Raw genomic sequence first — 20,559 nt, forward strand, 5'->3', positions numbered from 1 at the left:
CCGTTTTCTTAACCTAAAAATGTATTATGTCTCCTACCGTATTTCTTGAATCACTGAATTCCTTTTTTAATCTGTCTAACGCAATACTCCATCAAACCCATCTTGATAGAAAAAACACGAGTGTTTTGGGCGATATGGTGGGATTGAGCCACAATAGTGTACGGAATCGATACCGTAATCCTAAGCTTTGGCGCATTAGCGAAATCAAAGTCCTGGCAGATCATTACCATCTGCCCACCCGCAGTTGCACGCATATGCATAATACACTGCCGGATTTGGTTGGGTATCTACAGCAATTGCCTTCTCAGGAACGTCGTAAATTTGAGCGGTTGAGCCAGGTCAAAACGATTAATATGGCAAAGCGCTTAAATGATGACTGGTCACTTCTGGATCTCGAAAAAATACAGAGCGGATTTAAACAATGGGTTGCTAAATAGCTGTTTATCAGGAAGCTAACTAAAGTAAGTTCTGTAGATTCTCCTGGATGCCGTTGATTCTTTATTGGTTGATTATCAGCATGGTTCATGAGAATCTATAGAAACTAGTTTGGGAAACGCTAGGATTGCGTCTTAAATGCATTGGCTAAGGCCTGCAAGGTTGGACTAAGATTGGATAGCTTGTAGCAGATAGCGGCATTGATGACAACCTCCGTGAGGGGTGATCCATCCGCATTGACCAGGTCTTTACAAACGACACCCGGAATAGCGGAGGTATCAAAAAAGGTAGGTACTACGGCAATCCCAATCCCTAAACTGACCAGCCCACTGAGTAATTCGATTGACGAAACCTCCTGAACGATAGCGCCTTCCCGACTGAATCCGGCTTTTTTGCACATTCGCTCAATATCATCGTAAACGGTGTGAATGGCCCGGTTAATATCTACCCATTTTTCATCCCTGAGTTGCTCAACAGTGAGTATATCCTTGTGGGCGAGCGGATGGTTCCTGGCTAACATCACTTTAAGATAACCCGGTTTTAACGCAATGCCATCCAACTGATTGTAGTGGAAAGGCAGCAACGTTACCCCCAGATCAAGTTGCCCATCCATCAGGGCATCCTGCACCGCCAAGTGAGTTGGGAACTCAATGATTTTTAGGTCTATATCCGGAAAACGTTGCGAGCAAACGGTCAGAATGTCCAGAATTCGGCTCCGGATCATCATTCGGTAGGTACCCAACTTTATTTCTTTCTGAGTCAGCCCAATTTTCCGGGTAGCCTCAATTGCTTTTTCTGAGGCCTGTAAAATCTTTTTGGCCTCCTTTAAGAAAAACGTTCCAGCTTCAGTGAGCTCAACTTTACGAAGCAACCTGCGTTTCTCCCGTAAAAATAGTTCTACGCCCACTTCTGCTTCCAATAGCTGGATTTGTTGACTAAGAGCGGGTTGTGAAACGGAAAGCTTGTGAGCTGCCCGGCCAAAGTGCAATTCTTCCGCAACAGCCACATAATAGCGTAATCGCCTTAGCTCCATCGGTACGTTTAGTCCAATAAGTTTTTCTTATTACAAGATTACAAAAAACGATTAGACTTTAGCTTTATTTTTTTAGATTATTGTAAGCTATTGGTGGTTGTAAACAACTACCTCCTTTTGACTTCACATGATGAGTCATCTACTTAAATCGGGATGTATATTTATTCTGCTGATTACAATCAGTAGGTATACGGCAGCGCAAAAGGCGGAGAGTCCACCCGCGCCGGGATTATCGTTTGTTGGTCAATTGAACGTGAAAGTAGGTGCACCTTATGTGGTAGGCGAAACCCCGCATGGTCTACGCCGGATTATTCCGATCCTTGGCGGCACCGTTGATGGCCCCAATCTAAAGGGCGAAATCCTGAGCGGTGGAGCCGACTGGCAAATTGTTCGGAAAGATGGGGTAGCCGAATTGGAAGCCCACTATCAGTTTAAAACCGACGATGGCGTTATTATCTATGTCAAAAACGTGGGCTTGCGTGTTGCCACGCCCGAAGTAGCCGCCCGTATAGGCCGTGGCGAACAGGTAAGTCCAACAGAATACTATTTCCGGGCCGTTCCCAGGTTTGAAGCACCACCCGGAAAGTACAACTGGATGAACAACGCGATTTTTATCTGTACGGCCTTTCGGAACCCGGAAACCGTAGTTATTCAAGTTTGGAAGGTCCTTTAATCGCTTCTTTACCTCTTTATCTTACTTTCCGCATGGCTGATCAGTCGAAATGGCTAAACGTTGAGCAACGAGACGACCTCCTGCTGGTTCAACTTACCCGACCCGATAAACGGAATGCCATCAATGACACCTTGTTGCTCAGTCTGGAGGCTGTTTTTTCGACGGTTCCGGAAGACGTAAAATGCGCTGTTCTGTATGCTGAAGGTCCACATTTTAGTGCGGGGCTTGATCTGTCGGAGTTACAGGAGCGGGATGTGATCGAGGGATTGCACCATTCGCGGATGTGGCACCGGGTGCTGGATCGGATTCAGTTTGGTACAGTGCCGGTAGTGGCCGTGCTGAAAGGAGCCTGTGTGGGCGGTGGCCTCGAAATCGCTTCGGCCTGCCATATCCGGGTTGCTGAACAAAGTACATTTTATGCCTTGCCGGAGGGTCAGCGAGGCATTTTTGTAGGCGGTGGTGCTTCCGTCAGACTGCCGAAGCTGATTGGGATGGCGCGGATGGCCGATATGATGTTCACCGGTCGGGTTATTTCGGCTGATGAAGGCATCTGGATGGGCCTGTCACAGTATCTGGCGCTTGATGGCGACGGGCTGACTAAAGGGATTGAACTGGCAACTAAAATTGCCCAGAACGCGCCCATGACCAATTACGCCCTGATGCATGTACTACCCCGCATTGCCGATTCGACCCAATCGGAAGGGCTATTGCTCGAAAGCCTGATGGCCACCATCGCGCAATCATCGCCAGAGGCCAAGCAACGGCTCCGTGATTTTTTGGAAGGACGAGCGAAAAAAGTTGGAGAATGAAACAGGTATACGGTTTATTGTTTTCGGTGGCTACTACGCCATATCCTCAGTCTGTGAGGATACAGAATCATTATAAACCTCAAACCGTAAACCAAAAACCATATACCAATGTCTTTTAAACAGATAGCTTTCGGTCCAACCAAAACCCACAAGACGATTCATCCCGACGGGTCAACCCGATTGCGGCTGGATCAACCGTTGGGTTCGTATCCCGAGAAGCTGACGGGAAAGCTGGTTTATTGGGCACAAATCCAACCGGATCACACATTTCTGGCTCGCCGGGATGCGTTTGGGGAGTGGGTTCGGTATTCGTATAAACAAACACTCGATGCTGTCAGGGCGATTGCGCAGTATTTGCTGGATCAGAAGCTGGGGCCGGATGATACGATCGTTATTTTGTCCGAAAACAGCCTTGAACACGCATTACTGGCCTTCGCTGCGGTTCACGTAGGGATCACCTATTCGCCGATTTCGCCCGCCTATTCGCTGATGTCGAAGGATTTGGGGCGCTTGCAACACTGTTTGGAATGCATGACGCCAAAGGTCATTTTCGCGCAGGATAGTCGAGTTTACAGTCAGGCATTGGCACTAGCGAAGTCGTTGTTTCCGGAGGCTGTTAGTAGTTCGACAGATTCGGGCAGCGAAATCAACTTTGCGGAAATACTCCAAACAATACCTACTCCGGCTGTTGAACAGGCATTTGCCAACGTGAAGGCCGATACGGTTGCGAAAGTCCTGTTTACGTCTGGCTCAACCGGGCTGCCGAAGGGCGTCATCAATACGCAGCAGATGTGGTGCGCTAACTTGCAGCAGATTACGCAGGTGTTTCCGTTTATGATGACCGAGCCACCCGTAATGATCGACTGGCTTCCCTGGAATCATACCTTCGGAGGTAACCATAACGTTGGGCTGGCCCTTTATAACGGCGGAACGCTTTACATTGACGATGGCAAGCCGACGCCCGCAGGCATTGAAACGACGGTGAAGAACTTACGGGAGATTTCGCCGACTGTTTACTTCAATGTACCAAAAGGGTTTGAGATGCTCATTCCCTATTTCGAACGCGAACCTAGGCTTCGTCAAACGTTTTTTGCCCAGATGAACATGCTGTTTTATGCGGGGGCCAGCCTGGCGCAACCCATCTGGAATCGCTGGGAGGAGTTGGCAGTTGAAACCATCGGCGAGCGAATTCCAATCATCACGGGGCTAGGCTGTACCGAATCGGGGCCATCAGCCTTGTTTGCCAACTGGGGTGGTAGTTTTTCGGGCTTGCTGGGTGTACCCGTAGCGGGCATGGACGTGAAGCTAGTACCCGACGGCGATAAACTCGAAGCTCGCTACAAAGCGCCCAACGTCACGCCTGGTTACTGGCGAAATGCCGAAGCCACGCAAAAGTCGTTTGATGAGGAAGGCTTCTACCAAACCGGCGACGCCGTAAAATTTCTCGACGAGAGTAATCCTGATAAAGGCCTTGTCTTTGATGGCCGTATTGCCGAAGATTTCAAACTCTCGACCGGAACCTGGGTCAATGTGGGCATTCTGAAAGCTAAAGTCATAGCGGCCGGTTCACCCATTGTGCAGGATGTAGTGATTGCCGGTCTCGACCGCCATTATGTTGGAGCTATCCTGTTCCTGAATGTTGATGCCTGTCGAAAACAGACTAATCTTGGTCCTGAGGCAGCACATGCCGAGGTGCTTCGGCATCCCACCATCAATGATTTTGTGAATGAATTGCTGATCCGGCTTAACCAAACCGCTAAAGGTACCTCTGATCGGATTGAACGGGCCGTTGTTGCGCTTGATCCGCCCTCCATCGATCTGGGCGAGATTACCGACAAAGGTTCGCTGAATCAGCGGACTATTCTGAAATATCGAACACAATTGATAGACGAGCTTTACCAACCTATGAACAGTGCCCACTTCCCGAAAAGTTAACTTTTCGGGAAGTTTTAACCTCAAACCATCCTATGAAAACTCCTCCTTTTCGTGCCGACCACGTTGGCAGTTTACTGAGAACCCCCGAAGTCAAAGAAAATCGCCTGAAATGGAAAAAAGGCGAGATTTCTGCCGAAGAACTACGGGCGATTGAAGACATGGCGATTGCCGAAACCGTTAAAAAACTTGAGTCGACCGGCATGCGCTCCATTACGGATGGCGAGTTTCGGCGAGATTATTTTCACCTCGATTTTCTGAAAGAATTATCGGGTGTAACCGTTACCGGTGGTATTGACGCGAACCCCAACGCCAAAGTGGCTGCCGATGGGTTTACACCCCCGGTCCTGAGCGTGACGGGTAAACTCAAACACGTGAAGGATATTCAGGTCACTGATTTTAACTTTCTTAAATCGGTGGTGACCCAAACACCTAAGGTATCCATTCCTTCACCGACGATGATTCACTTCCGGGGTGGGCGCAAATCCATCGACATTAATTCGTACCCGGATATGGATGAGTTCTTCCATGATTTGGCCGTGGCGTATCGGGAGGAAATTGACCATTTATACAAAGCTGGCCTTCGATACCTGCAATTGGATGATACCAACCTGGCCTACCTCTGCGACCCTAAAATGCGGGCTGCTGCCGTTGAACGGGGCGAAGACCCGAATGAGTTGCCCCGAACCTACGCTGCCCTGATCAATTCAGTTATCGACAATCGTCCTGACGATTTGACGGTGGGTATTCACCTGTGCCGGGGCAACTACCGGAGCACCTGGTTTGCCGAAGGGGGCTATGAACCGGTGGCCGAAGTGCTGTTCAATGAGATTAACGTCGACGCTTATTTTCTGGAATACGATGACGAACGCTCGGGCGATTTTGCACCCCTGCGATTCGTACCCAACGACAAGATGGTTGTGCTGGGCATTGTGTCATCGAAAACACGCGAACTGGAAGACATCGACGACCTCTGCAAACGCATTGACGAAGCGGCCCAGTACATGCCGCTCGATAACCTGTGCGTCAGTCCACAATGCGGGTTTTCGTCAACCCACCACGGCAATGACCTAACCCACGACGATCAATGGAAAAAACTAGAGTTGGTTGTGAATACAGCCGTGAAGGTGTGGGGAACGGCGTAAATATGGTTTCGTTACGTGGTTTTCTGTCATTCCGACGTCAGGAGGAATCTCAAGTCTCACATACTTCAAGCTTGAGATTCCTCCTGACGTCGGAATGACAGAAATTCTCAAAGTTCAATCCTTTAAAAACATGAAACGTTACTTCGGCCTCCTAATCACCTTAAGCTTCATAATCCCTGCCTTTGCCCAGAATCCCGTTGCCAAAATCGACTCGGGTAGCATCAGCGGAGCCAGGTACGTTATCCTTTTTCCCGAAAACTGGAAAGGGAAGCTGGTGATGTACGCCCATGGCTATGAATTTATGGGCGCTAAACCCCGGCAGAGCCAAAACCCAGGTTTCGCCAAAAATATGAAGCCGTTTCTGGAACGAGGGTTTGCGGTGGCAGCGTCGGATTATCAATATCAGGGATTTGCCTTGCCGCAAGGTGTAGACGATACCGAAGCCCTCCGGCAGTTGTTCGTAAAAACGTACGGTAAGCCAGATACCACCTATATGGTTGGGCATTCGATGGGCGGTGGCGTAACATTTGCGATGCTCGAAAACTTTGGATCGAATTACAACGGCGGTTTGCCGCTTTGCCCTCTATCGAGTCGACCGTATCTGCAATGCCGGAAGGAGTTTGATATGTACGCAACCTTCAACGGGTTGTTTCCAGGTATTGTAACGTCGTTGACTGAGATTTTTGACCTCTCGAAACCCTATCAGGCTCAGGCACAACAGTCGATGGTAGCCCGTGCTATGGCGATTAAAAAGGCGATTTTAGCTAAAGACTCGACGCTGGCGATTGCCTTTGCCAAGCGTTTTGACCTAAAACTGGATGACCTGCCATTTTCATTGTTTTTCAACGAGAATGTGCTGCGCGATCTTGCCCAGAAAGCCAAAGGTAATCCATTCGATAATACGAATACCCTGTACAGCGGCTTTCCTAATGATCTGGACGTTAATCAGAAAGCTGAACGCCTTAAGGCGACGGTCAATCCTAACGTTCTGTTTGCTAAATATGATCGAACGGGTAACATTAACAAACCGGTGGTGGTCATGCATACGATTTACGATCAGCTTATTCCGCCAACGTACGGCGTTGTTAACATCGAAAACATGGTGCATCAGCAGGGTAAGGATCAATACTTTACCGTCAAGTATACCAACGGGCAAGGGCATTGTAATTTCACCCCTCAGCAAACGGCTCAGGCATTCGACGCGCTCCGGAACTGGGTAAAAACAGGAGCTAAACCAACGGCTGGATTTCTGAATTAAAGAGTGAAAGAGCGAAAGACTGAATGAGTGGCATAATCGCTCTTTCAGTCTTTCACTCTTTCGCTCATTCACTTACATGATCGACCTCGACAAGATTATCGCTATTGATGTGCACACCCATGCAGAAGCCTCCTGCTGGCATCCGCACGACGACTTCCGACCGGAGCTGGACGAGGCTTTCGCCAAATTTTTCAAATCTGACCACAGGCCAACTATTCAGGAGACAGCTGATTATTACCGGGAGCGGAACATGGCCTTTGTGATGTTCACAGTCGATTCGGAGTTCAACGTAGGCAAGCACCGGATTCCGAACGAGGAAGTAGCCGAAGGAGCGCAGAAAAACGCGGATGTAATGATTGCCTTCGCGAGTATAGATCCGCACAAAGGCCGCATGGGAGCCCGTGAAGCCCGGAATCTGATCGAAAATTATGGGGTAAAGGGCTTTAAGTTTCACCCAACTGTGCAGGGTTTTTATCCCAACGACCGCATGGCCTATCACCTGTACGAAGTCATTGCAGAGTACAAACTGCCGATGTTGTTTCATTCGGGGCATTCGGGTTTTGGTTCGGGCGTGCGCGGGGGCGGAGGGTTGCGGTTGGAATACTCTAACCCAATTCATCTGGACGATGTAGCCATTGACTTCCCCGACAATCCCATCATTATTGCGCACCCGAGCTGGCCCTGGCAGGATGAAGCGCTATCGGTAGCGATGCACAAACCCAATATATATATTGATTTGAGCGGCTGGTCGCCAAAGTATTTCCCAAAGCAGTTGGTGCAATATGCCAATACCCTGCTGAAAGATCGGATGCTATTCGGTACTGATTTCCCGCTGATTACGCCCGATCGCTGGATGAAAGATTTTGAGGAAGCTGGCTTTAAAGAGGACGTCAAGCCGCTGATTTTAAAGGAAAATGCGATTCGGATGCTTGGTCTGAGGTAGACTACCTGAAAAACCTCTTTCTACAGATAACCCCTTGATCTGAAATGGAAGTAAGTGCTAAATCCCTGATTGACCAGCGACCGATTTCGCGGCTGCAATATGCAACCATCGTGATCTGCTTCCTGATGAACATGCTCGATGGCATGGATGTGATGGTCATTTCCTATGCGGCCCCGGCCATTGCCAAAAGCTGGAGCGTCAGTCCCGAAGCCTTGGGTATCGTTTTTAGTGCCGGATTATTTGGCATGACCTTCGGGGCTTTGTTTTTGGCTCCGTATGCTGATCATATTGGCCGAAAATCTATGATTCTGCTCAGTGCCGCTATCATGGGCATTAGTATTTACCTGACTTCCCTATCCGCAAGCATTATTCCCCTCATCGCGTTTCGTTTCATTAGTGGTCTCGGCATCGGTAGTATGCTGGCGAGTACAGCTGCTCTGGCTTCTGAATATACGCCCAATAAAACCCGTGATTTCTGGGTGAGTTTTGTCATTTCGGGTTACCCCGTTGGGGCTGTGTTATCGGGATTGGTAGCGGCTAAGGTTATTCCCGCTTCGGGATGGCAAACCATGTTCCAGATTGCGGGCGTTGCCACCTTTCTGGCCTTGCCACTGATTCAATTCTTCCTGACCGAGTCGCTGGATTTTTACCTGAAATCGCAACCGCATCAGGCGCTGGAAAAAGCGAATAGTATACTGGCCAAAATGAGCCATACCCTGGTGGATACCCTACCGAATAAACCCACCAAACGAACTGGGATACCTATCAAATCATTGCTGGAGGATGAGTATAAATTGCCGACCATTCAGTTGTGGGTTGCCCTGTTTCTGGCGTTCGCTACGCTCTATTTTCTGACTAGCTGGATTCCCAAACTGGCGACAAATGCCGGGCTTCCCATAGAACTGGCTATTTATGCAGGAACCGTCTTCAATGTTGGGGCTTTTTTCGGCATTACAATGCAGGGCTATTTTTCCAGTCTATTCGGACTGAAAAAGACGATCGGGATATTCCTGATTATGACGGGTGTTGTCATGGCATCTTTTCAACTCTTTATGGGATCATCTACCTTGCTGCTGGTCTTTGCCCTGCTAGGATTCGGTATTCAGGGGGGATTTGTGGGACTCTACGCCGTGGCGGCCCGCATGTATCCAACCGAATTTCGTACGACAGGTGTTGGCTGGTCAATTGGGATTGGAAGATTGGGGGGTATCATTGGACCCGCCGTGGGCGGTGTGCTCATTGGAATGGGTTTGTCGATGGTGACGAACTTCCTGATTTACGCCGTTCCAACGATCTTTGCGGGCATCATGACCATGTACATTTCGTCGAAGAAGATAAGTTGATAAGCTATGGAAAAAGGAGATGCTATAGATCTAATAGAATGAGGTCCAGGCCATCAACTTTCGCGAAACCTGAATCGAATGTTAGGAGCGGTATCCCTAGGAAGAGGGCAGTAGCGGCAATAATGGCATCGGGAAGTTTGATGCGGTGGCGTCTGCGGATTTTTATCGTTTGCTCTTTGATAGCAGAGATCAATTCGATTAGTCGGCAGCTCTCATCATCAATAAAGTACCGGATTTGCTGTTCACTTTCTTCATCGAGCTGAGAGAAGCTTAATAATTCGATTTCCGTAATGGCTGAGATATATAGAATTTCTCCGTCAATAGCGTTAGTTACTTTTTCATTACCATTGAAGTAATAAATCAGCGCATTCGTGTCGACCAAAATTGCTTTATTCCCATTCATCTCTTACTTTTTTCTGATAAGTAAGTCCATCCATTGGGAATTTAATTTTTCCTGCATACTTCGTAGGGTCAAAGCCTTTGCGAGCCGATTTAGGCTGGTTAGCAATCGCTTTCAGGGCATCATCGACAGCTGATGCGGGTGCATCTTTGGGAATCCGAATAACCATATGTGGTTGTGTTTTTAACAAATATAACCAGATTAACTCATTTTTGATACTGACTAGTCTATGCAACTTGTACATAACGCCATTCATAACGTTGACTTAACGGCCATTGTATCAGACGGCAAATCGTATACCTATCAGCAGTTACTTGATTCGTCCAGGGCCTTTGCGGAACGCCTGCTGAACGGAGCCACCGACCTCAACGAAGCTCGTGTAGCTTTTATGGTAGCGCCGGGATTCGATTACGTGCGGGTGCAGTGGGGCATTTGGCGGGCGGGGGGAGTGGCCGTACCACTGGCGTTGTCCTATCCATTGCCATCGTTGCGGTACGTAATTGAAGATACCGGTGCTCAGATCGTTATTGCTGATAAAGCCTATGTGGATATCCTTGCACCTTTAGCCGAAGAAAAAGGGTTTCGCTTTATCACGCCAGGCGATGAAACAGAGTCAGTCATAGACCAGTCTCTACCCGAGTTGGATGCCAGTCGCCGGGCAATGATTCTGTACACCAGTGGCACGACCAATCTGCCCAAGGGCGTTGTAACCACCCATGCCAACCTTGAAGCGCAAATTTCAACCCTGGTGAATGTCTGGCAATGGTCATCCAGCGATCATATCTTGTGTGTACTGCCGCTGCATCATGTGCATGGTATCATCAACGTGATTTGCTGTGCGCTATGGGCCGGAGCCACCGTCGAATTTCTGCCTAATTTCTCGGCCGAGGCAGTTTTCGATACGTTCCAACGTGGTCAGGTCAATGTGTTCATGGCCGTGCCGACTATTTATTTCAAACTCATCGCCTACTGGGAAAGCCTTCCCATTGAGCGGCAACAGCAAGTAACAGACACCCTGTTCCGATTCCGGCTCATGGTGTCAGGTTCGGCGGCATTGCCCGTTTCGGTGATGGAGAAATGGAAAACCGTTAGCGGACATACGCTGCTCGAACGCTATGGGATGACCGAAATTGGCATGGGCATCAGCAATCCTTACGAAGGTGAACGGCGGGTAGGTTATATCGGTCTGCCGTTGCCCGGTGTCAGCGTCCGGCTGGTCGATGAGGAAAATGCGGTCGTCGAAGACGGTCAACCCGGAGAGATTCAGATAAAAGGGGACACCGTTTTTCTGGACTACTGGAATCGGCCCGAAGCCACGCAAAAAGCATTTACCGACGATGGCTGGTTCCGGACAGGCGATATCGCTGTGGTAGAAGATGGCTACTACCGCATGCTGGGCCGCGATTCCATCGATATTATTAAATCGGGTGGTTATAAAATCTCAGCCCTCGAAATCGAAGAAGTGCTCAGAACCCACCCTGCCATCAGCGATTGTAGTGTTGTCGGTATTCCGAACGAAGAATGGGGCGAGTTGGTAGCCGTAGCCGTTATCCTAAGCGATCAAACGGTTTCGGCAGATACCTTACCGAACTGGCTTCGCGAACGCATGCCTGCGTATAAAGTGCCCCGGCAGTATCGGATCGTTGAGGAACTCCCCCGAAATGCCATGGGGAAAGTCACGAAGAATGATCTGAAACCCCTTTTTAAATGACTACTATACAATAGATAAAGTAAAATGAGTGATGGGTCATGACAAACCATTATCCATTATCCATTAGTCATTATGCATGTCTAAACTTGTACCTATATGATAATTTACGGGGTTGGTATTCTGGCCTTCTGCTACGTAATCGGGCAGTTGACGGGCGAATTACTTGGCAGGCTGATTGGTGTAGAGGCCAATGTGGGTGGAGTTGGTTTTGCGATGCTGTTGTTGATTTTCCTGAATGACTGGTTTACTAAAAAGGGCTACACCGACAAACTCACCGACAACGGTATTCTGTTCTGGAGCCAGATGTACATTCCCATTGTGGTAGCCATGTCGGCGATTCAAAACGTAAAAGTGGCCGTTTCAAGCGGGGTAATTGCTCTGGTAGCCGGTATTGTTCCTGTCTTGATTTGCCTCGCCATGATTCCCCTTCTTGCTAAATTAGCTAAACCCAAATCCGCCGACCAACATGGAAATTATCACCCGATTTCTTGAAAAAAATGGGTTGATTGTTGCCTTCCTGATCGTTGCGTTGATCATGTATGGCTCGGCAATTATCTCCAATCGGCTCACTAACAAGAAAATCCCGGCTTCCGCCATTGCCATTGTTAGTGGCTTGATCCTGGCTTATATTGGCGGTAAGTATTCGGGAGGTGAAAAAGGCATTGCTGACCTAAAGATATTCTCGGGGTTTGGGCTGATGGGTGGGGCTATGTTCCGCGATTTCGCCATTGTCTCAACAGCCATGGGAGCCAGCTTCGTGGTCATGAAACAGACAGGCTGGGTGGGCGCCTTATCGCTGTTTCTTGGCATTGTTCTTTCTTTTATAGGTGGTGTTGCAGTAGCGTTGCTCTGGGGATATACCGATGCCGTTAGCCTAACTACGATTGGGGCTGGTGCCTGTACCTACATCGTTGGGCCCGTAACGGGCGCTGCTATTGGGGCAAGTTCCGATGTGATGGCGCTGAGTATCGCTGCTGGCGTTGTAAAAGCAGTTTTTGTAACGATTGGAACACCCCTGGTGGCCCGATACATTGGCCTTGATAACCCACATACGGCCATGATTTTTGGCGGATTAATGGGAACCACCAGTGGGGTGTCGGCTGGCTTGGCTGCTACCGACCCTAAATTAGTACCCTACGGTGCGCTGACCGCTACGTTTTATACCGGACTTGGCTGCCTGGCTTGTCCATCGGTGCTGTATCTGCTGATGCGATTTTTCTTCATATAGCAGGGCTTTCTCACAAAAGAGATAAGGGGGTATGCTACCACTAGGTTTTCCCCATTTTACGAAACTGGCCCGGAGACAAGCCCGTTTGTTTTTTGAACAGTCGCGAAAAATAGGCTGGGTCTTTGAAATTCAGTACATACGAAATTTCGGATAGGGAATAGGTGGTATTAAGCAGGTACTTCTTGGCTTCATTGGTTAGATTATCGTGGACAATTTGCAGCGCCGACTTTTTTACAACCGACTGGCAAATCCGGTTAAGGTGAACCGACGTAATGTTCAATGAACTGGCGTACTCCTGAATCGTTTTTAACTTATGAATCGACTGCCGGATGAGCTTTTGAAAATCGTTAAAATACTGAAGCGTCCGATTAGGTGAAGTAGGTGATGGAATTTCCGACTCCTGCTGCGTTCGGTATAAGCAGATCAATAGCATCTGAAGTACTAATTGCAGTTGTGTTTTCTTTTCGAGATGATCTTCATTTAACTCCTGAACCAGCCGATTCTTTAACCAATATAATTGATCAAAAACAGCTGGCTGACCTGCAAATGGGTACTGACGAAGCTGATTCAATTCCAGAAAAACGTGGGGCTTTGACTTGAAAAAAGCATCAAGCGCCTGTTCGGCAATGGTGAACACTTCACCAACCATATCCGATTGAAATGCAAATCCATGCAAGGTATTCGTCGGAATCAGTACCACACAGGGAGGAGTTAGGGCAACTCTCCGTAGTTCCGATAACAGTATCCCATTCCCCGATGTAAAAAAGAACAGCTGGATTAAATCAGTGTGCAGGTGTTCGTTGATGTCCCAATCATACAATCGGCTTCGAACCTCCAGTAATTCATGATGAAGAAAGCTGTCTAAAAATGGGTGCTGGGTGTCGCCATACAAGCCCTCGAAGTTTTTTAAACGGGTAGGCATTTATGTTTAAAAAGGATAAATAGTAAGCTAAAAATGAGTATAATGTTTGATTTGTACAAGTCAAATTTTTATTAATCCAAGATAGTTTATAATCATGCTCATAGCTTTGTAGAGAGATTTTCCTAAACCGAAACGCGTTCATTATGAGCGATCTTAGTTACAATCAGTTTGATCGGGAGGTGCAACCGCCCTATCTGGCACCTGACTATAAATCAACGGTGTTACGAGCTCCCTCCAGGCCGTTGGTGGTTATCAAACAATCACTATCGGAGCTTTCTGGGCCGGTTTTCGGCGAGACGCACGTTGGGCCGTTGGATCATGATTTAACCAAAAACGCGTGTATAAACGGCGCACCTCTGGGTGAACGAATCGTGGTTCACGGCAAGGTGATGGACGAAAATGGTCGGCCCATTCCGCACACGCTCATTGAGATCTGGCAGGCTAATGCGGCTGGCCGCTACGTGCATAAAGTGGATCAGCACGACGCTCCGCTCGATCCTAATTTTCTGGGAACAGGTCGTGTATTGACGGATGCGGAAGGCAATTATCGATTTTATACAATCAAACCGGGGGCGTATCCCTGGGGCAACCATTACAATGCCTGGCGGCCTAATCACATCCATTTTTCTCTGTTCGGGCCGAATATTACGACGCGTCTGGTCACCCAGATGTATTTCCCCGGCGACCCGCTGTTACAGTATGATCCACTTTTTCTGGCGGTACCGCTAAAAGGACGCGACCTATTGGTGTCCCAGTTCGATTTGAGCCTTACGGAACCCAGTTTTGCTTTAGGGTATCGGTTTGATTTTGTTCTCAGAGGACATAATTCAACGCCATTTGAAACGGTATAGACCGCAGATTTTTATGATCATTATGATGTTTTATGATTTTACAACTAATTGAAATGACATATGGGGCTGATTATCAACACATAAATTTTATGTGATTGCTTTTAAAAGAAAAATCATTTTTGATCATTAGAATCATAAAAATCTGCGTTCCATCATGTTGCAAACACCTTCGCAAACTGTCGGCCCTTATTTTGCCTACGGCCTGACGCCGGAGCAATATCTATATAACTTTAAAAGCCTGGTCGACAATCAATTGGTAAGCCCACTTGATCAACCCGACGCGATTACCATTACAGGAAATGTATTTGATGGACAGGGGCAAGTTATAACCGATGCCATGATCGAAATCTGGGACGCGCAGAATAAGCGTTTTGGTCGATTCGGGACGGGTACCGACCCTAAAAATCGGTTTGTTTTTCATACCCTCAAGCCTGAGCCGACAGACGGCCAGGCACCCCATGTATCCGTGATCGTATTCATGCGTGGGCAACTGATCCATTCATATACTCGGCTCTATTTCTCCGACGAACCCGACTTGAACGAGAAAGACGACGTATTGAATGCGGTGCCTGCTGAACGACGCCATACACTCATTGCCCAAAAGAATGCGGCTGGCTATGAGTTCAATATCTACATGCAGGGTGAGCAGGAAACCGTGTTTTTCGAGGTATAAGCTGTACTAAGTAAATGGACAATGTGAAATGAACAATGCTTAATGCAAATACTTTGATTATCAGGCTGTTTTTCATTTTACATTGTCCATTATCCATTATCCATTATCCATTATCCATTATCCATTTACTTATTGAGTCATGAGCCTATACACCTATCTATTTTATAGTGCTGACGGACAATCGCTATTATCCGATGATGCTACGCTCGCGCACATGCTTCAGTTTGAAGGGGCATTAGCGCAGGCGCAGGCAAAAAATGGTCTTGTTCCGGTGGCATCGGCAGAAATGATAGTAGCTTGCTGTCAGGCAGATTTATTGGATGTAGATCGGCTCAAAAGGGATAGTTCGCTCAGTGGTAATGCTGCTATTCCACTCGTCAAACAATTGACCGTGCTGGTCCGCCAGCGCGATGAGGAAGCCGCTAAGTTCGTGCATCTGGGTGCAACCAGCCAGGATGTAGTCGATACGGCAACGGTTCTGACAATCAAACAATTTATTGATTGGCTGGACGGTAAGCTCTCGGCGTTGGAAAACAGCCTGGTTCGATTGACGAAACAGTACCGCCAAACCGTCATGATTGGCCGAACGTTGTTGCAGCAGGCAAAACCCATCACGTTTGGACTGAAGACGGCTCTGTGGCTGGAGGGCATCGGTCGTAGTCGGCAGCGACTGGCCGATGTAAAGAAACGGGTATTGGTGTTGCAACTGGCTGGTGCTGCTGGCAGCCGCAATAGGTCGATTTCGGCAGAAGTGCATGAGAATCTGGCGACCCAACTGGGGCTAAGACCTTCTGTTTCCTGGCATACGCAGCGGGATAATCTGGCTGAGTTTGCCTCTGTACTGGGTATTTTAACGGGTAGCCTGGGTAAAATCGCCAAAGATGTTTCACTGCTGATGCAGACCGAAATCGCTGAAGTACTGGAAGGTAAAGCCGAAGGCAAAGGTGGGTCGAGTACAATGCCCCACAAACGGAATCCTGTAACCTCTACGGCAATTCTGGCCAATGCCAATCGGGTTCCCAATCTGGTAGCTACTCTGCTCGCGGCTATGCCCCAGGAACACGAACGCTCCGCCGGACTCTGGCATTCGGAATGGGAGGTGCAAACGGAACTTATGCAGCTAACAGCAGGAACCGTAGAACGCAGTCTTGAATTGCTCAATAATCTGGACGTGGATGAACAACGGATGCGGCAAAACCTCGAACTCACGAACGGCCTGATTTACGCCGAAACTGTTTCGCTGGCACTGGCTCCTAACCTTGGCAAAGCTCAGGCGCATGAACTAGTCGAAAAAGCCTGCTCGCTGGCCGTATCGCAGAAGAAATACCTCAAAGACGTACTCCTTGAGCAACACCTTGATCTATCAGATTTGGATGAGCTTTTCAAACCCGAAAACGCCATTGGCCAAAGCCTCGACATCATCGACTCTATTTTAACGCATTATGACCCTCAACTATAAATTGCAAGGAACTCCCAATAGTCCGGTCCTGATTTTCTCCAACTCGCTCGGGGCGGAACTGATGATGTGGGATGAATTAGTGCCGTATCTGCTGCCCTACTTTCGAGTACTTCAGTACGATACGCGTGGGCATGGGAGTAGTGATGTTACGCCAGGGCCCTACACCATCGATCTGCTGGGACAGGATGTTGTTGATTTACTGGATAAGCTGAGCATTGATCAGGCTTATTTCTGTGGCCTGTCGATGGGTGGTCTCATTGGGCAATGGCTGGGTATTAATCATCCAGAGCGCATAAAAAAACTAGTAGTCAGCAATACAGGTGCTAAAATTGGAAACGACGACCGCTGGAACGGACGTATTGCCACTATTACTGAGCATGGTATGCAGGCTATTGCGGATGACATGATGGACCGCTGGTTTACGAACGACTTTCGAGCCCGCAACCCACAACGTGTAGCCGACATGAAAGCAATGGTTTTGCGGGCTCCACTCGATGGGTATGCTTCCTGTTGTGTAGCCATCCGTGATGCTGATTTCCGAGAAACCCTGGATCAACTGAAACTTGAAACGCTGGTCATCGCGGGTGACGACGACCCGGTGACGAACGTAGAACTGGCCGAGTTTCTGGCTACGAATATCCCGAATGCCCGCCTACGTGTCCTGTCCGCAAAGCATCTGGCCAGTACCGAACTGCCCGAACAATACGCCCAACTCCTCATTAATTTTTTTGTGGGCGAATCAACGGTTGATCGAGGGATGCATGTCCGCCGAACGGTGTTAGGAGATGTTCACGTCGATAAAGCTACAAGCCAGATTAACGAATTCAATGCTGATTTTCAGCAATTCATAACAACCTATGCCTGGGGCGAAATCTGGACGCGCCCCGGACTTTCCAAGCCCAACCGAAGCCTGATTACGCTGGCTATGCTGATTGTATTGAACCGAAAAGCCGAGTTTCAGATGCATGTTCGGGCTGCCCTGAATAATGGGGTAACCGAGGAGGAAATCAAAGAGGTTATCATGCAATCGGCCCTGTATTGTGGGTTGCCAGCCGCGAATGAAGCCTTTCACTCGGCGCTCGAAATCCTTAACCAACAGCCATGACCCACTATACACAGGTTGGCATTATTGGAGCCGGACCCGCCGGGCTCCTGTTAGCCCAACTCCTACAGCAGCAGGGGATTCGCTCGGTTGTGCTGGAAAACAGGTCGCGCGAACGCGTCGAAAGTCGGCAGCGGGCGGGCCTACTTGAACAAAACACCGTTGACCTGCTCCGACAGGCAGGGGCTACCGATCGACTCGACCAGCAAGGACTCGTTCATGATGGTGTTATTCTTAGTTACAACGGCCAACGACACCGTATTGACCTGGCTAAGTTGACTGGTGGCTCGCGGGTAACCATTTACGCGCAGACCGAAGTGGTTAAAGACCTGATCCAACTAAGATTGAATACGGGGGAACCCATTTTATTTGAGGCCGAAGCCACATCTATTGACGGGCTGGATGGAAACGAGCCGATGATCCAATATACCCACAATGGAGAGAACCATACCCTTATCTGTGATTTTGTAGCGGGTTGTGATGGTTTTCACGGCATCTCCCGGCAGACTATACCCGAGTCGTTAACAACTGCCTATGACAACGTCTATCCGTATTGCTGGCTGGGTATCCTGGCAAAGGTTCCGCCATCGACGCACGAGTTGATTTATGCCTACCATGAGCGCGGGTTTGCGCTTCACAGCATGCGTTCGCCGGAGATTTCCCGGCTGTATGTGCAATGCGATGTGACGGATACATTGGCCGATTGGCCCGACGAGCGTATCTGGGCGGAACTTCAACTTCGTCTCGGAACAGTGGGCTGGACGTTAATGGAAGGCCCAATTCTGGAGAAAACCATTACCCCCATGCGTAGCTTTGTGAGCGAACCCATGCAATACGGTCGGCTATTTCTGGCCGGTGATTCGGCGCATATTGTACCGCCAACGGGCGCAAAAGGACTGAACATGGCCGTGGCCGATACAGGGCAATTATTCCATGCGCTTATGGACTGGTATCAGAACGGAAGCTCCTCTAAATTGGCTAATTATACGGCTTGCTGTATGCGTCGCGTTTGGCGGGTGCAGGAGTTTTCCAACTTCATGACCGAGCTTTTACACCACAATCCGAACAAGACTCCATTTGAGGCTCAATTGCAGGCCTCCCGATTCAATCAATTAATCACCAGCCAGATGGCCTCGACCGTAGTCGCCGAGAACTACGTAGGTCTGTCCGCTAAACGCGCTAGTGAAGCTCAACAATCCGTAAATTTTCACGTATGAAAACCGTACCTATTCTCGACGTACATACAGCTGCTAAACTGGTTAACGAAGGCGATACGCTTTTGCAGGGCGGGTTTGGGATGACAGGCAACCCCGTTCACCTCATGCACGCTCTGGCCGAAATCGGTACGAAGAACCTGACGTTCATCGGCAATAACACAGGCGAAACCGGTTTAGGTGGCGGGCGGCTGCTCCGGAACGGCCAGCTCAAAAAACTGATCGGCTCGTTTTTTACGTCCAACCCCGATGCTGTAAAAGCGGCCCAAAGCGGGCAGGTGGAGTACGAACTCCTTCCGCAGGGAACACTGGCCGAAGCTATCCGGGCGGGCGGGGCGGGTATCGGCGGCTTTTACACGCCAACCTCTGCTGGAACGCCACTTGCCCAAGGTCGTGAAACGAAAATCATTGATGGCGTAGAGCAGGTATTTATTAAGGGGATTCGGGGGAACGTGGCGTTTATTCGCGCCTGGCGGGCCGATACAGCGGGCAACCTGCAATACCGCATGACCGAAAATAATTTTAACAAAGCGATGGCTACGGCCGCTGATCTGGTCATTGCCGAAGTCGAAGAAATTGTGCCTGTAGGGTCAATTGCTCCCGAGTACGTGCATACGCCCGGTTGTTTTGTCGATTACCTTGTTCAGGCCACCCTAACGCTGGATGATTTAGGCATTTCGGCATCGGTCTCGTCGTCCAAAAAAGTGGACGACCGACGTATGAACATGGCGCGACGGGCACTTGCCGAGCTAAAGAAAGGGGATGTGGTCAACTTAGGCATCGGTATCCCGACGCTCGTTGCCGATTTGATCACCGATGAGCAAGGTATTATTCTGCATACCGAAAATGGAATGTTGGGCGTAGGGCCTGTGCCAGCGGATGGTGGTGGAGCGATGGATTACCCTGTTAATGCGGGGAAAATTCCAGTGACAGCCCTCAAAGGCAGTAGCTATTTCGATAGTGCCGATTCATTTGCCATGATTCGGGGCGGCCATGTTGATGTCGCCATTATGGGTGGTCTGGAAGTGGACGAAACGGCCAATCTGGCCAACTGGGCCGTTCCTGGCAAACCGTTGCTTGGGGTAGGGGGCGCAATGGATCTAGCGAAGGGCGCTAAACGGCTGATTATTACGATGACTCATATAAACCCGGATGGATCGTCCAAGATTGTGCCGGAATGCACGCTGCCCCTAACGGCCACCGGTGTTGTCGATATGGTGATTACCGATCTGGCCGTCTTCGCCTATCCCGACGGTAAGCTCACGCTCCTCGAACTCATGCCCGGTGCTACATTGGAAGAGGTACAAGCCAAAACAAGTGCGCGATTTCTAATGAGCGAAAGAGTAAAAGAGTGACAGAGCGATTCGCTACTCACTCCTCCGCTCCGCTTCGGCGGTCCGATTTCACTCATTAACTCTTTCACTCATT

21 protein-coding genes are annotated in these 20,559 nt (G+C 49.0%); 17 read left to right on the top strand and 4 right to left on the bottom strand.

Features of this window, described 5'->3' with window-relative positions; all coding sequences use genetic code 11:
- Nucleotides 1-26: 26 nt before the first annotated feature.
- Nucleotides 27-437, top strand: a complete 411-nt coding sequence (locus ACYVGO_RS02365) for a hypothetical protein (RefSeq protein WP_460967285.1) — start codon at nucleotides 27-29, stop codon at nucleotides 435-437.
- A gap of 119 nt (nucleotides 438-556) precedes the next feature.
- Here the strand turns inward: ACYVGO_RS02365 and ACYVGO_RS02370 are convergent, their stop codons facing one another.
- Complete coding sequence (locus tag ACYVGO_RS02370) at nucleotides 557-1,468, bottom strand: LysR family transcriptional regulator (RefSeq protein ID WP_460967286.1); 912 nt, start codon at nucleotides 1,466-1,468, stop codon at nucleotides 557-559.
- 127 nt (nucleotides 1,469-1,595) lie between these two features.
- Between ACYVGO_RS02370 and ACYVGO_RS02375 the strand changes: the two genes are divergently transcribed.
- The 7 genes from ACYVGO_RS02375 to ACYVGO_RS02405 all read left to right on the top strand — a co-directional run bounded on the left by ACYVGO_RS02375 (nucleotide 1,596) and on the right by ACYVGO_RS02405 (nucleotide 9,571).
- Nucleotides 1,596-2,141 carry a DUF3237 domain-containing protein gene (locus tag ACYVGO_RS02375; RefSeq protein ID WP_460967288.1) on the top strand — a complete coding sequence of 182 codons (546 nt, stop codon included), beginning with the start codon at nucleotides 1,596-1,598 and terminating at the stop codon, nucleotides 2,139-2,141.
- A 32-nt stretch (nucleotides 2,142-2,173) separates the two neighbouring features.
- Nucleotides 2,174-2,950: a crotonase/enoyl-CoA hydratase family protein gene (locus ACYVGO_RS02380; protein ID WP_460967290.1), complete on the top strand. Its 777-nt coding sequence runs from the start codon at nucleotides 2,174-2,176 to the stop codon at nucleotides 2,948-2,950.
- A gap of 108 nt (nucleotides 2,951-3,058) precedes the next feature.
- On the top strand, nucleotides 3,059-4,885 hold the full coding sequence (locus ACYVGO_RS02385; RefSeq protein ID WP_460967292.1) for a feruloyl-CoA synthase: 1,827 nt from the start codon (nucleotides 3,059-3,061) through the stop codon (nucleotides 4,883-4,885).
- A 32-nt stretch (nucleotides 4,886-4,917) separates the two neighbouring features.
- Nucleotides 4,918-6,027 (top strand): 5-methyltetrahydropteroyltriglutamate--homocysteine S-methyltransferase, encoded by a 1,110-nt coding sequence (locus ACYVGO_RS02390; RefSeq protein ID WP_460967293.1) that lies wholly within the window; start codon nucleotides 4,918-4,920, stop codon nucleotides 6,025-6,027.
- Between the two features lie 130 nt (nucleotides 6,028-6,157).
- On the top strand, nucleotides 6,158-7,285 hold the full coding sequence (locus ACYVGO_RS02395) for an alpha/beta hydrolase family protein (protein ID WP_460967295.1): 1,128 nt from the start codon (nucleotides 6,158-6,160) through the stop codon (nucleotides 7,283-7,285).
- Nucleotides 7,286-7,361: 76 nt separating this feature from the next.
- The gene (locus ACYVGO_RS02400) at nucleotides 7,362-8,228 is read left to right on the top strand and encodes an amidohydrolase family protein (protein ID WP_210422427.1); all 867 of its coding nucleotides are present in this window, start codon (nucleotides 7,362-7,364) and stop codon (nucleotides 8,226-8,228) included.
- A 44-nt stretch (nucleotides 8,229-8,272) separates the two neighbouring features.
- Nucleotides 8,273-9,571, top strand: coding sequence for an MFS transporter (locus ACYVGO_RS02405; protein WP_460967297.1), 1,299 nt, complete (start codon nucleotides 8,273-8,275; stop codon nucleotides 9,569-9,571).
- A 22-nt stretch (nucleotides 9,572-9,593) separates the two neighbouring features.
- On the opposite strand, the gene ACYVGO_RS02410 is transcribed toward ACYVGO_RS02405, so the two are convergent.
- Nucleotides 9,594-9,974 carry a type II toxin-antitoxin system VapC family toxin gene (locus ACYVGO_RS02410; RefSeq protein WP_142770253.1) on the bottom strand — a complete coding sequence of 127 codons (381 nt, stop codon included), beginning with the start codon at nucleotides 9,972-9,974 and terminating at the stop codon, nucleotides 9,594-9,596.
- Nucleotides 9,961-10,140, bottom strand: coding sequence for a hypothetical protein (locus ACYVGO_RS02415; RefSeq protein WP_142770254.1), 180 nt, complete (start codon nucleotides 10,138-10,140; stop codon nucleotides 9,961-9,963). Before ACYVGO_RS02415 ends, ACYVGO_RS02410 begins: the two co-directional genes overlap by 14 nt.
- A gap of 60 nt (nucleotides 10,141-10,200) precedes the next feature.
- Here ACYVGO_RS02415 and ACYVGO_RS02420 point away from each other — a divergent pair, with 60 nt between their 5' ends.
- The 3 genes from ACYVGO_RS02420 (at nucleotide 10,201) to madM (ending at nucleotide 12,910) form a co-directional block, all read left to right on the top strand.
- Complete coding sequence (locus ACYVGO_RS02420; RefSeq protein WP_460967300.1) at nucleotides 10,201-11,682, top strand: acyl-CoA synthetase; 1,482 nt, start codon at nucleotides 10,201-10,203, stop codon at nucleotides 11,680-11,682.
- 96 nt (nucleotides 11,683-11,778) lie between these two features.
- Nucleotides 11,779-12,174, top strand: a complete 396-nt coding sequence (madL, locus tag ACYVGO_RS02425; protein WP_142770256.1) for a malonate transporter subunit MadL — start codon at nucleotides 11,779-11,781, stop codon at nucleotides 12,172-12,174.
- Nucleotides 12,149-12,910, top strand: a complete 762-nt coding sequence (gene madM / locus ACYVGO_RS02430; protein ID WP_460967302.1) for a malonate transporter subunit MadM — start codon at nucleotides 12,149-12,151, stop codon at nucleotides 12,908-12,910. Before madL ends, madM begins: the two co-directional genes overlap by 26 nt.
- 40 nt (nucleotides 12,911-12,950) lie before the next feature.
- Here the strand turns inward: madM and ACYVGO_RS02435 are convergent, their stop codons facing one another.
- Nucleotides 12,951-13,832 (bottom strand): helix-turn-helix domain-containing protein, encoded by an 882-nt coding sequence (locus ACYVGO_RS02435; RefSeq protein ID WP_460967304.1) that lies wholly within the window; start codon nucleotides 13,830-13,832, stop codon nucleotides 12,951-12,953.
- Nucleotides 13,833-13,975: 143 nt separating this feature from the next.
- On the opposite strand from ACYVGO_RS02435, the gene pcaH reads away from it, so the two are divergent.
- The 6 genes from pcaH (at nucleotide 13,976) to ACYVGO_RS02465 (ending at nucleotide 20,486) form a co-directional block, all read left to right on the top strand.
- Entirely contained in the window at nucleotides 13,976-14,683 is a 708-nt protein-coding gene (pcaH, locus tag ACYVGO_RS02440) for a protocatechuate 3,4-dioxygenase subunit beta (protein ID WP_460967306.1), read from the top strand.
- A 154-nt stretch (nucleotides 14,684-14,837) separates the two neighbouring features.
- The gene (locus ACYVGO_RS02445; RefSeq protein ID WP_460967308.1) at nucleotides 14,838-15,356 is read left to right on the top strand and encodes a peptidase associated/transthyretin-like domain-containing protein; all 519 of its coding nucleotides are present in this window, start codon (nucleotides 14,838-14,840) and stop codon (nucleotides 15,354-15,356) included.
- 139 nt (nucleotides 15,357-15,495) lie between these two features.
- Nucleotides 15,496-16,815, top strand: a complete 1,320-nt coding sequence (gene pcaB, locus ACYVGO_RS02450) for a 3-carboxy-cis,cis-muconate cycloisomerase (RefSeq protein ID WP_460967309.1) — start codon at nucleotides 15,496-15,498, stop codon at nucleotides 16,813-16,815.
- Complete coding sequence (gene pcaDC, locus ACYVGO_RS02455; protein WP_460967311.1) at nucleotides 16,799-17,920, top strand: bifunctional 3-oxoadipate enol-lactonase/4-carboxymuconolactone decarboxylase PcaDC; 1,122 nt, start codon at nucleotides 16,799-16,801, stop codon at nucleotides 17,918-17,920. The genes pcaB and pcaDC overlap by 17 nt, the downstream gene beginning before the upstream one ends.
- Complete coding sequence (locus tag ACYVGO_RS02460; RefSeq protein WP_460967313.1) at nucleotides 17,917-19,134, top strand: 4-hydroxybenzoate 3-monooxygenase; 1,218 nt, start codon at nucleotides 17,917-17,919, stop codon at nucleotides 19,132-19,134. Before pcaDC ends, ACYVGO_RS02460 begins: the two co-directional genes overlap by 4 nt.
- The gene (locus ACYVGO_RS02465; protein ID WP_460967315.1) at nucleotides 19,131-20,486 is read left to right on the top strand and encodes a 3-oxoacid CoA-transferase; all 1,356 of its coding nucleotides are present in this window, start codon (nucleotides 19,131-19,133) and stop codon (nucleotides 20,484-20,486) included. Before ACYVGO_RS02460 ends, ACYVGO_RS02465 begins: the two co-directional genes overlap by 4 nt.
- Nucleotides 20,487-20,559 lie beyond the last annotated feature (73 nt).

This window comes from Spirosoma migulaei, assembly GCF_054776855.1.

What these genes read in the sequence shown, in the direction of transcription:
- ACYVGO_RS02465 (WP_460967315.1), top strand. Translation starts at nt 19,131, where the DNA reads ATGAAAACCGTACCTATTCTCGACGTACATACAGCTGCTAAACTGGTT.
- ACYVGO_RS02365 (WP_460967285.1), top strand. Translation starts at nt 27, where the DNA reads ATGTCTCCTACCGTATTTCTTGAATCACTGAATTCCTTTTTTAATCTG.
- pcaDC (WP_460967311.1), top strand. Translation starts at nt 16,799, where the DNA reads ATGACCCTCAACTATAAATTGCAAGGAACTCCCAATAGTCCGGTCCTG.
- ACYVGO_RS02375 (WP_460967288.1), top strand. Translation starts at nt 1,596, where the DNA reads ATGATGAGTCATCTACTTAAATCGGGATGTATATTTATTCTGCTGATT.
- ACYVGO_RS02370 (WP_460967286.1), bottom strand. Translation starts at nt 1,468, where the DNA reads ATGGAGCTAAGGCGATTACGCTATTATGTGGCTGTTGCGGAAGAATTG.
- ACYVGO_RS02400 (WP_210422427.1), top strand. Translation starts at nt 7,362, where the DNA reads ATGATCGACCTCGACAAGATTATCGCTATTGATGTGCACACCCATGCA.
- ACYVGO_RS02380 (WP_460967290.1), top strand. Translation starts at nt 2,174, where the DNA reads ATGGCTGATCAGTCGAAATGGCTAAACGTTGAGCAACGAGACGACCTC.
- ACYVGO_RS02385 (WP_460967292.1), top strand. Translation starts at nt 3,059, where the DNA reads ATGTCTTTTAAACAGATAGCTTTCGGTCCAACCAAAACCCACAAGACG.
- ACYVGO_RS02420 (WP_460967300.1), top strand. Translation starts at nt 10,201, where the DNA reads ATGCAACTTGTACATAACGCCATTCATAACGTTGACTTAACGGCCATT.
- ACYVGO_RS02405 (WP_460967297.1), top strand. Translation starts at nt 8,273, where the DNA reads ATGGAAGTAAGTGCTAAATCCCTGATTGACCAGCGACCGATTTCGCGG.
- pcaH (WP_460967306.1), top strand. Translation starts at nt 13,976, where the DNA reads ATGAGCGATCTTAGTTACAATCAGTTTGATCGGGAGGTGCAACCGCCC.
- ACYVGO_RS02445 (WP_460967308.1), top strand. Translation starts at nt 14,838, where the DNA reads ATGTTGCAAACACCTTCGCAAACTGTCGGCCCTTATTTTGCCTACGGC.
- ACYVGO_RS02390 (WP_460967293.1), top strand. Translation starts at nt 4,918, where the DNA reads ATGAAAACTCCTCCTTTTCGTGCCGACCACGTTGGCAGTTTACTGAGA.
- ACYVGO_RS02460 (WP_460967313.1), top strand. Translation starts at nt 17,917, where the DNA reads ATGACCCACTATACACAGGTTGGCATTATTGGAGCCGGACCCGCCGGG.
- ACYVGO_RS02410 (WP_142770253.1), bottom strand. Translation starts at nt 9,974, where the DNA reads ATGAATGGGAATAAAGCAATTTTGGTCGACACGAATGCGCTGATTTAT.
- madM (WP_460967302.1), top strand. Translation starts at nt 12,149, where the DNA reads ATGGAAATTATCACCCGATTTCTTGAAAAAAATGGGTTGATTGTTGCC.
- pcaB (WP_460967309.1), top strand. Translation starts at nt 15,496, where the DNA reads ATGAGCCTATACACCTATCTATTTTATAGTGCTGACGGACAATCGCTA.
- madL (WP_142770256.1), top strand. Translation starts at nt 11,779, where the DNA reads ATGATAATTTACGGGGTTGGTATTCTGGCCTTCTGCTACGTAATCGGG.
- ACYVGO_RS02435 (WP_460967304.1), bottom strand. Translation starts at nt 13,832, where the DNA reads ATGCCTACCCGTTTAAAAAACTTCGAGGGCTTGTATGGCGACACCCAG.
- ACYVGO_RS02395 (WP_460967295.1), top strand. Translation starts at nt 6,158, where the DNA reads ATGAAACGTTACTTCGGCCTCCTAATCACCTTAAGCTTCATAATCCCT.
- ACYVGO_RS02415 (WP_142770254.1), bottom strand. Translation starts at nt 10,140, where the DNA reads ATGGTTATTCGGATTCCCAAAGATGCACCCGCATCAGCTGTCGATGAT.